The 8,284-nt window shown below is 61.6% G+C and carries 12 protein-coding genes; 4 read left to right on the top strand and 8 right to left on the bottom strand.

Features of this window, described 5'->3' with window-relative positions; all coding sequences use genetic code 11:
* Positions 1-453: 453 nt before the first annotated feature.
* From KBZ22_RS09490 to KBZ22_RS09465, 6 genes are all read right to left on the bottom strand, one after another.
* On the bottom strand, positions 454-654 hold the full coding sequence (locus tag KBZ22_RS09490) for a hypothetical protein (RefSeq protein WP_127432022.1): 201 nt from the start codon (positions 652-654) through the stop codon (positions 454-456).
* 245 nt (positions 655-899) lie between these two features.
* Entirely contained in the window at positions 900-1,067 is a 168-nt protein-coding gene (locus KBZ22_RS09485) for a hypothetical protein (protein ID WP_161956166.1), read from the bottom strand.
* Positions 1,068-1,079: 12 nt separating this feature from the next.
* Entirely contained in the window at positions 1,080-1,649 is a 570-nt protein-coding gene (locus KBZ22_RS09480) for an L-threonylcarbamoyladenylate synthase (RefSeq protein ID WP_273330404.1), read from the bottom strand.
* Positions 1,650-1,680: 31 nt separating this feature from the next.
* Complete coding sequence (gene prmC, locus KBZ22_RS09475; protein ID WP_255021766.1) at positions 1,681-2,577, bottom strand: peptide chain release factor N(5)-glutamine methyltransferase; 897 nt, start codon at positions 2,575-2,577, stop codon at positions 1,681-1,683.
* 9 nt (positions 2,578-2,586) lie between these two features.
* Positions 2,587-3,741 (bottom strand): DNA-processing protein DprA, encoded by a 1,155-nt coding sequence (locus KBZ22_RS09470; protein WP_106632816.1) that lies wholly within the window; start codon positions 3,739-3,741, stop codon positions 2,587-2,589.
* A 27-nt stretch (positions 3,742-3,768) separates the two neighbouring features.
* Positions 3,769-4,212: a thioesterase family protein gene (locus KBZ22_RS09465; RefSeq protein WP_106632817.1), complete on the bottom strand. Its 444-nt coding sequence runs from the start codon at positions 4,210-4,212 to the stop codon at positions 3,769-3,771.
* A 113-nt stretch (positions 4,213-4,325) separates the two neighbouring features.
* Here KBZ22_RS09465 and KBZ22_RS09460 point away from each other — a divergent pair, with 113 nt between their 5' ends.
* Positions 4,326-5,174, top strand: a complete 849-nt coding sequence (locus tag KBZ22_RS09460) for a universal stress protein (protein ID WP_106632818.1) — start codon at positions 4,326-4,328, stop codon at positions 5,172-5,174.
* Here KBZ22_RS09460 and psbM read toward each other — a convergent pair.
* Positions 5,171-5,278: a photosystem II reaction center protein PsbM gene (psbM, locus tag KBZ22_RS09455; protein ID WP_015109223.1), complete on the bottom strand. Its 108-nt coding sequence runs from the start codon at positions 5,276-5,278 to the stop codon at positions 5,171-5,173. The genes KBZ22_RS09460 and psbM overlap by 4 nt on opposite strands.
* A gap of 48 nt (positions 5,279-5,326) precedes the next feature.
* Positions 5,327-5,812, bottom strand: coding sequence for a 2Fe-2S iron-sulfur cluster-binding protein (locus KBZ22_RS09450; RefSeq protein WP_106632819.1), 486 nt, complete (start codon positions 5,810-5,812; stop codon positions 5,327-5,329).
* A gap of 114 nt (positions 5,813-5,926) precedes the next feature.
* Between KBZ22_RS09450 and psbB the strand changes: the two genes are divergently transcribed.
* From psbB to nrdR, 3 genes are all read left to right on the top strand, one after another.
* The gene (gene psbB / locus KBZ22_RS09445; protein WP_106632820.1) at positions 5,927-7,486 is read left to right on the top strand and encodes a photosystem II chlorophyll-binding protein CP47; all 1,560 of its coding nucleotides are present in this window, start codon (positions 5,927-5,929) and stop codon (positions 7,484-7,486) included.
* Positions 7,487-7,510: 24 nt separating this feature from the next.
* Positions 7,511-7,606, top strand: coding sequence for a photosystem II reaction center protein T (locus KBZ22_RS09440; protein ID WP_010314684.1), 96 nt, complete (start codon positions 7,511-7,513; stop codon positions 7,604-7,606).
* Positions 7,607-7,730: 124 nt separating this feature from the next.
* Positions 7,731-8,225 carry a transcriptional regulator NrdR gene (nrdR, locus tag KBZ22_RS09435; protein ID WP_106632821.1) on the top strand — a complete coding sequence of 165 codons (495 nt, stop codon included), beginning with the start codon at positions 7,731-7,733 and terminating at the stop codon, positions 8,223-8,225.
* The last annotated feature ends 59 nt before the right edge of the window (positions 8,226-8,284 follow it).

Here is an 8,284-nt window from a genome sequence, read left to right as displayed (position 1 = left end):
CGGTCAGAGTGTTCGCACTCTGCCGCTGAAGCCTCAGATGGCTGCGGCGTGATGATCGGGCTGCGTGCTCAACCAAGGTCCATTTTTGTTGAGGCTGACCCCTGAATCACTTTCTCAGTAGGCCCTAATTGGCTGATTAAACAGTCGGCAATAAAGCCAAAACCTCTAATAGTACTATAGATCTCCAAACAAGATTCATTGCAAAGCGAAGGCCATCGGTTCAAATCCGTTAGCCGGCTTTCAGATCCAAATCGGTCGTGGCAGCTATGGACAGGGGTATCCGCATAGCGGACGTGCTCAACACCGATACCAGCATTGATCAAACGCACATAAGGGACGAGTTGACAGATAGCAAAGGAGCGCATCGCTACCGAGCTGCCTCAAAGCAGGCTGAGTCATGCCCCACCCCCGAATACTGATCATTCTCCCATATCAAGCAGCCGAAGAGAGATTTCAATCATCACCCTGCGGTGTTTCAACCATCCGTTGCTGACCAGAGTTCATCATCTCTGTGTAGGAAAGAGCCCTTGGCCATTCCGGTTCGAAGGTAATAGTCCTTAGGTCTTCTCTTTGATCCCTAGGTTTGCCTGCAATGAGTTTTCTAACCATCCATGCCACGGACAAGGAAGCAACCAGAGCAACAAGGACTGTCATGGGCTCTCCGCAGATCTTGCCTTCCAAATTATGCAGTAGAAACAGCTGCCACCTGAAATACACAGAGCCAAGATCACCAGCGTCTGTGGATCGGCTGAGATCACCAAAAAAATGGCGATGCACTGCGACACCCTGCGGGTGAGCAACCAATCCGGCCAGGGAAACTGGAGCAACTGGCGCCTGCCGCTATCTCAACAGAAGTGGTCCGCCACCGCCAAACCGTTACTAGTCCAAACCCAGGCGCCCTAGGTGTCCTCCTGGGCTCGCCCAGCCAGAAGCCAGATACCAAGGGCCAGCAACAACCAGGGCAAAAAGCTGAGCTGCATCAAGTCGGACAACACCTGCAGCAAGGGCCCCATAGCCCAATAAAACACCGCTACCGAGACCGCCACCACAACAATCAGAGCCCCCATGCCTACGCGCTCCTAAATGCCTGGGGGCAGTAGAGCACCGGCCCGCAATACCCGCCAGCCTCCCTCAGCGCGCCAAGCAACAACCGTGCTGGCCTGACCTGCGGCGAGGGGCCAGGGGATCGGTGCCAGAAGCGGCACCCCGAGAAATTGCTGGGCAGCCTCCTGAGCTGTGCATGCGGCCGGACAGCCTGAAATGTTGGCGCTGGTTGTAGCCAAGGGGCCACTTAGCTGCAGCAAGGCCTGGGCTTCCGCACTGGCCGGCAGCCGCAGGCCCAGGCTCGACCCACCGGGATTAAGGGCCTCTGCCACCACTCCAACGGCAGGTAGCACCAAAGTGACCGCCCCTGGCCAGGCCCAAGCAGCCATCTCCAACCACTCAGTGCGCGGCGCTACGCCAAGGCAAGCAAACAGATCTTCGGAGCTGGCCGCCATCAAAATCAAAGGCTTGTCTGCCGGGCGTTGTTTCAGGCGCCAAAGCTGGTTGGCCTGGCCAGGTGAAGCCGCCAGAGCTGGCAAGGTATCTGTGGGGAACAGGGCAGCTGAACCCTGAAGGAGCAGTGCCGCCAGATCTGACGGCTCCAAGGCTGGAGATGGAACCGGCAACAATCCAGGCTTAATGGTCATGGCAATCCCTGCCCGATCCTGGCCAGCGTGCCGACGCAAAGCGCTCTACACCCTCGAGATCCCCATGGGAGCGCACCTCGGCATATCCGGCAGCACTGAGTAGGTCGATCACCGCATGGCTCTGGTCGAAGTGATGCTCCATCAGCAACAGGCCTCCTGGAGCAAGAGCCGCCGCTCCACCCGCCACGATTAGGCGCAAGGCATCCAGTCCATCGACTCCACCATCGAGGGCTATTACGGGCTCATGATCCCTCACCCCGGGCTCCAAACCAGCCCATACCGCTGTCGGTATGTAGGGGGGATTGCTCACCACCAGCTCAAACTGTCCCAACCAGGGGCTCAACGGCTGCCACCAACTGCCCTCCAGCAATTGGACCCGATCGGCAACGCCTCCTGCCGCAAGATTTAGGGCCGCCTGACTAAGCGCCCCTGGACTGCAGTCGACGGCCCAGCCGCGACTGGAGGGCCAGGCGAGGGCCAAGGCCAGGGCCATACAGCCAGAGCCGGTGCCGAGATCGGCCCAACAGCCCGGGCCGGAAGGGGCCAGCTCCAGTGCCAGCTCCACCAGTAATTCCGTTTCCTGTCTAGGGATCAGCACTCCTGGAGCGACGCTGATCTCCAGGTCACGCCAGGGGCAGCGCCCCACAAGGTATTGGAGCGGCTCGGCCGTATCGAGATGGCAGCGCCACATCGCCTCCAATTGGTTGAGATCGCAGGCCAATTGAACCGGCAGCTCAGCATGAAGCCGCAGCTGCTGTTGAGCACGCCAGGGCAGGCCTCCCGCCAGATCCAGCAGCCAGTCAAAGTCTCCAGGGCTCCCGCCCAGGGCTAGTTGCTGTCGCCGCCAGGCCAACAATTGAGCCCCATCGAGCTGCCCATTCACCATGGATCAAGGCTAGGCCGGACGCCAGCAAAGCCCAGGCTCAGCCCGCACCAGCCCCTGAAGCTCTAGGGCCAACAGACGGGAGGCAAGGGAGGCCGCAGGCTCCTCCAGCATCAGGCAGAGCTGCTCAAGCGAAGCTCCGTGCCCCAAGGCTGCTAGCAGCGCGGGATCGGCTGATCGCAGCAGCCCATGGGAGGCCGAAGGAGCAGCGGGATCTGGCGAGGCCAGGGGGCCAGGCCCTAGCTGGCGAATTAAATCTGCGGGCTCAAGCAGCACCGTGGCGTCTTGGGCGAGCAGCCGATTGCTACCGGCAGCAGATGCCTTGCCCGCATCAGCCGGCACGGCCCAGACCGGCAACTCCTGCTGCATGGCGAGGGTGGCCGACTGGAGAGCCCCACTGCGCATAGGGCATTCGACCACCACCACCGCCCGAGCCAGGCCGACCTGCAGCCGGTTACGAGCCGCAAAATGACCTGCCTGCACCGCAGTGCCTGCCGGCAACTCGCTTACCAGCAGCCCCCCGGCACCCACCTCAGCCTGCAGCTGCTGATGGTGCCTGGGATAAACCCGCTCAAGGGGAGTGCCCAACACCCCCACAGGCCGGCCACCCTTGGACAAGCAGCCCCGGTGGGCGGCTCCGTCGATCCCTTCTGCCAGGCCACTCACCACCGGCCAACCCGCCTGGGCAAGGGCCGCACCGATCGCCTCAGCCATGGCCACCCCATGCAGGGAGGGCCGGCGCGTGCCCACGACCGCAATGGCCTGGCGGCGACGAAGCAGGGGCCACAACCAGCCCTTACCCCGCCAATACAGGCGCAGAGGCGGCCGCGCCAAGGCGAGCAACTCGGGCGGAAAGGCCGGATCAGCCGGCACCAACACCCCCTTGCCGCCGCGCAGCTCTTGGCAGAGACGGGGCAAGGGATCGGGACCCCAGCGGTCGCGATAGCGCTGAAGCTGGCGGCAGCCCACCGCACCAAAACCGGCAAGGGCAGCAAAGGCCTCGAGCGGAGCGCCCCAGGCTGCCGCCCAGCCACAAAAGTTGTCCCGAATGGCAACCAACCGCTGGGCGCCAATGCCTGGACAACCCGACCACAGCAGCCACCAAAGCCGCTGCTCCTGATTCCAACCGGCGCCATCGGCGCTCCGCAGCAACCCCTGAATCGCCATACCGCTTTCAGTACAGATGTACTGATCCTAATGCGGTCCCCGCACCAGGGCTGCGACCGCGGCCTCCAGATCAGCGGGCAAGCGGCGCACCAGCCGGCGCTGATCCAGCCCAGGGGCGCTCTCCACCAGCACAAGCTCAACCCTTGCCTCAGCCGCCAGCTTTCCGCTTGCAGCTACAAAACGGCTGCGCCAGGGCAACTTCAGACCACAGCGCGGCAGCACCTCGCTCCACAGCTGCACAGCGTCGCCGTGAAACAGGGGCTGCTTGTAGTCAATGGTCAAACTCACCACCGGCAGCTCCAAGCCGCGAGCGGAAAGATCGCTGTAGGCGATGCCAGCTGCAGCCAGGGCCTCCACCCGCGCCTCCTCAAGCCAAGCCAAGTAAGCGCCATGCCACATCACGCCGGCGTGATCCGTGTGCTGGGGCAGCACACGGCGCTCCAGCAACCAGCCTTCAGACACTCTCTTCACCACAGCCGGGCCAGCTTGGCCGGAGCGGGATGGTTGCGGTGTAGCGGGCAGATGGTTTGCACTTGCAGATCGGCCATAGGCTGACAGGCAGCCTGCTACTTCGAGTCTTCTCAGTGTTTCGCAACGTTCTAATCGCCGATTCCGGCAAAGGCCACGTTGAAGAGATGGTGCGCATGCTGCGCGACATCCCGGCGGTGCGTGCAGCCCGCATCAACCTGCTGCACGTGGTGCCTGAGCAGGCTGGTGAGAGCTTCGCGGAGCACTCCCAAAAAGCGGCGGCTATCGCCGCCGAAGCGGTGCAACGGCTCGGGCTCAACCCCAGCGAGGTGAACACGATCATTCGGCAGGGAGACACCAAGCAAACGGTGCTGAAGGTGGCCGACGAACTCAACAGCGACCTGATCGTGATGGGCTCCAGAGGCCTGGGCCGCCTCCAGTCGATCCTCAGCAACAGCGCCAGCCAATACGTATTCCAGCTCTCGACCAGGCCGATGCTGCTGGTGCGCGACGACCTTTACATCCGCCACATCAACCGGGTAATGGTGACCATCGATGGCACCGGGGTCGGAGACGATGCCCTGAAACTGGCCTGCGAGCTTGTGCGGGAGATTCCTGGCGGCAGCCTCACCGGCGTCCATGTCACCCGCCAAGACATCACCCCTTCTCGGGGCGGCAAATCCCCAGCCGATGCAGTACTCGAAAAAGCCAGCCAGCGAGCCCGTGGCTACGGAGTGGAGCTCAAGGCTGTGCATCGCAGCGGCGATGTCGGCCGCAGCGTGTGCGCCGCCGCCGAGGATCTCAAAGCCGACCTGCTGGTGATCGCTTCCCAGGATCGGCGCCCGGTGGTTGCTCGAGGACTGGTCGACATCGACCGGCTACTGGGCAGCTCTGTGAGCGACTACATCCGCGTTCATGCCCCAGCCCCTGTGTTGCTGGTGCGGGAGCCTGAGGGGAGGAACTAGCCCCCCTGGCGGCTGTTGGTTTGAATGTAAAGAATGATCAAAAAGACGGCGGGAACCAACACGAACAAAAGGCTGGCAACAAAGCCGAGATCGTTGGTTTCCATGGCTGAAGGGGAAGTGAGGGGAGGGTATCACCGCCAAATGGGCGCTTTTCAGGAGGCTTCACCGCTCGTTGCGGTTGGGGCCTGTTCATCGCCCTGGCTCTGACCTTCACCCCCATCCTCTAAATCCTCCTCGCCTTCCTGTACCGGAGGGGCAGGCCAGGCTGTGGGGCCGCTAGGCAGGGGCTTGGCCTGGGCCTCCGCCACCAAATTTTCCTGGTCGGCCATGCCCACCTGGGGCCGAGTCAAAACCAAAACGGACTCCTGGACCATGGTTTGACAGGCAAGCCTCCAGGTTTGGGGGCGCCGGCGCAGTTTTTGGTCTTCCACGGCGGTACGGCCGCTCAGCACCTGGGCACCGGTGCCCTCCGGAATTGCCACAAAGCAGGTGATGCACTGGCCGCAGCCGCCGCAATTGCCTAGGGCACCCTTGAGGCCGTAGAGCTGAATGCCCTCCCGCAAAGCCACTTCTCGCAGGTTTTCGCCGGGGTAGCACTCAATGTCGCGGCCCTCGCGAACAAATCGGATCACGGGCATGAAACCTTTTTGCAGAGGTCTTCATTCTGGGCCAGGCCGTTGCGGTCCGTTACCTGGAGCGCACCGCGGCCGGAGCGCCCCTTACGATCGCCCAACCCACCCAGAACTACCCCCATGGGATTGCCCTGGTATCGGGTGCACACGGTCGTCATTAACGACCCGGGCCGATTGCTCGCAGTGCACCTCATGCACACCGCCCTGGTTGCCGGCTGGGCCGGCTCCATGGCGCTCTATGAGCTCGCAATTTTTGATCCCTCAGACGCGGTACTCAACCCGATGTGGCGCCAGGGCATGTTCGTCATGCCTTTCATGGCCCGACTCGGCGTAACCGGCAGCTGGGGCGGCTGGAGCATCACCGGCGAAACCGGCGTTGACCCGGGATTCTGGAGCTTTGAAGGTGTGGCTGCAGCCCACATCATCTTCAGCGGCCTGCTCTTCCTAGCCGCCATTTGGCACTGGACTTATTGGGATCTAGAGATCTGGCAGGACCCACGCACCGGCGAACCTGCCCTCGATCTGCCCAAAATCTTTGGCATCCACCTGCTACTTGCCGGCCTTGGTTGCTTCGGATTCGGGGCCTTTCACCTCACCGGGGTCTTCGGACCTGGCATGTGGGTCAGTGATCCATATGGAATAACGGGACACTTAGAGCCAGTCCAACCATCCTGGGGCCCAGAAGGATTCAATCCCTTCAACCCTGGCGGCATCGTGGCCCACCACATTGCTGCTGGCATCGTTGGAATCATTGCTGGCATCTTCCACATCACCACTCGTCCGCCCGAGCGCCTCTACAAGGCCCTCCGCATGGGCAACATCGAAACGGTGCTGGCCTCGGCGATCGCCGCTGTCTTCTTCGCGGCTTTCATTGTTGCCGGCACGATGTGGTATGGCGCTGCAGCAACCCCTGTAGAGCTCTTTGGACCCACCCGTTATCAGTGGGACCAGAGCTACTTCAAGACGGAAATCAATCGTCGAGTCCAAACCGCGCTCGACAACGGAGCCACCAAGGAACAGGCCTATGCCTCGATTCCGGAGAAGCTGGCCTTCTATGACTATGTCGGCAACAGTCCTGCCAAGGGCGGCCTGTTCCGGGTTGGTCCGATGGTTAATGGCGACGGTCTCCCCACAGGCTGGATTGGCCACATTTCCTTCACTGACAAAGATGGCCGGGACCTTGAGGTGCGCCGCCTGCCCAACTTCTTCGAGAACTTCCCCGTAGTTCTCCAGGATCAAGAAGGCATCGTTCGCGCCGACATCCCCTTCCGTCGGGCTGAGGCCAAGTATTCCTTTGAGCAGACCGGTGTGACGGCAACCGTCTACGGCGGCGCCCTCAATGGCCAGGTCTTTACTGATCCTGCCGACGTGAAGCGCCTGGCTCGTAAGGCCCAGCTCGGTGAAGCCTTCGAGTTTGACCGCGAGACTTATCACTCCGACGGCACCTTCCGCAGCTCACCCCGTGGTTGGTTCACATTCGGACACGCCACCTTCGCCCTTCTGTTCTTCTTCGGCCACATCTGGCACGGTGCTCGCACCCTGTATCGCGATGTGTTTGCCGGTATTGATCCCGACCTGGGCGAACAAGTGGAATTCGGTCTATTCCAGAAACTGGGCGACCGCTCGACCCGTCGTCTGCCCGAGGGCTACGTGCCCCCGGCAGGCAGTCCCCTCAGCTGACCGCCAGCACCCCCGAGGACATCCATGGAAAGCTTCGCTTACATCCTGATCCTGGCCCTGGCCATCTCCACGCTCTTCTTTGCAATCGCCTTCCGCGATCCCCCCAAGATCGGCAAATAATCAGCCAGAGCCCTTTAAAGCCCCTGCTTCGGCAGGGGCTTTTTTGTTGTGCGATTGGCGAATGCAGGCCTTTCCAAATGAAAAAGTGCTGCTTACACTTGAATGACACTCCCGGATGCCAGGGATGCAATGTCCCTCATGCCAACACACCGATAGCCGGGTGCTCGAATCTCGAGCGGCCGACAGTGGTCGCAGTGTGAGGCGGCGGCGTGAGTGTCTCAACTGCGAATTCCGCTTCACTACCTATGAACGGGTAGAGACAGTGCCCATCACTGTGGTGAAGCGCAACTCCTCGCGGGAAACCTTCAACCGCGTCAAGTTGCTGCACGGGCTGCTGCGCGCCTGCGAAAAAACAGGCCTAGAGCCGGCCCGGCTCGAAGGGGTGGTGGATGAAATCGAACTCCAGCTGCAGCAACGCAGCGGACGGGAGGTGAGCAGTGCCGAAATCGGTGAACTTGTGCTTCAGCAGCTCAGCGAAATGAGTGAGGTTGCCTATGTGCGCTTTGCCTCTGTCTATCGCCAGTTCCAGGGCGTAAGCGACTTTGTGTCCACCTTGGAAGGACTGCACAAGCGCAGTGGTGGCCGCTTGCGCAAAGCCAGCTTGGCCACGGTCAGCTGACCTGGTTCAGCTGACCTGGTTCAGCTGACCTGGTTCAGCTGACCTGGTTCAGCTGACCT

The sequence above is a fragment of the Cyanobium sp. L1E-Cus genome, assembly GCF_024345755.1.
Classification (GTDB): Bacteria; Cyanobacteriota; Cyanobacteriia; order PCC-6307; family Cyanobiaceae; genus Cyanobium_A; species Cyanobium_A usitatum.
Note: the sequence above shows the minus strand (reverse complement) of the source record. Positions and strands in the feature narration are given on the sequence as shown.

Excerpts from the sequence above, each read along its gene's own strand:
- KBZ22_RS09490 (WP_127432022.1), bottom strand. The coding sequence starts at position 654 with ATGACAGTCCTTGTTGCTCTGGTTGCTTCCTTGTCCGTGGCATGGATG.
- KBZ22_RS09485 (WP_161956166.1), bottom strand. The coding sequence starts at position 1,067 with ATGGGGGCTCTGATTGTTGTGGTGGCGGTCTCGGTAGCGGTGTTTTAT.
- prmC (WP_255021766.1), bottom strand. The coding sequence starts at position 2,577 with ATGGTGAATGGGCAGCTCGATGGGGCTCAATTGTTGGCCTGGCGGCGA.
- KBZ22_RS09470 (WP_106632816.1), bottom strand. The coding sequence starts at position 3,741 with ATGGCGATTCAGGGGTTGCTGCGGAGCGCCGATGGCGCCGGTTGGAAT.
- psbM (WP_015109223.1), bottom strand. The coding sequence starts at position 5,278 with ATGGAAACCAACGATCTCGGCTTTGTTGCCAGCCTTTTGTTCGTGTTG.
- KBZ22_RS09450 (WP_106632819.1), bottom strand. The coding sequence starts at position 5,812 with ATGCCCGTGATCCGATTTGTTCGCGAGGGCCGCGACATTGAGTGCTAC.
- psbB (WP_106632820.1), top strand. The coding sequence starts at position 5,927 with ATGGGATTGCCCTGGTATCGGGTGCACACGGTCGTCATTAACGACCCG.
- KBZ22_RS09440 (WP_010314684.1), top strand. The coding sequence starts at position 7,511 with ATGGAAAGCTTCGCTTACATCCTGATCCTGGCCCTGGCCATCTCCACG.
- nrdR (WP_106632821.1), top strand. The coding sequence starts at position 7,731 with ATGCAATGTCCCTCATGCCAACACACCGATAGCCGGGTGCTCGAATCT.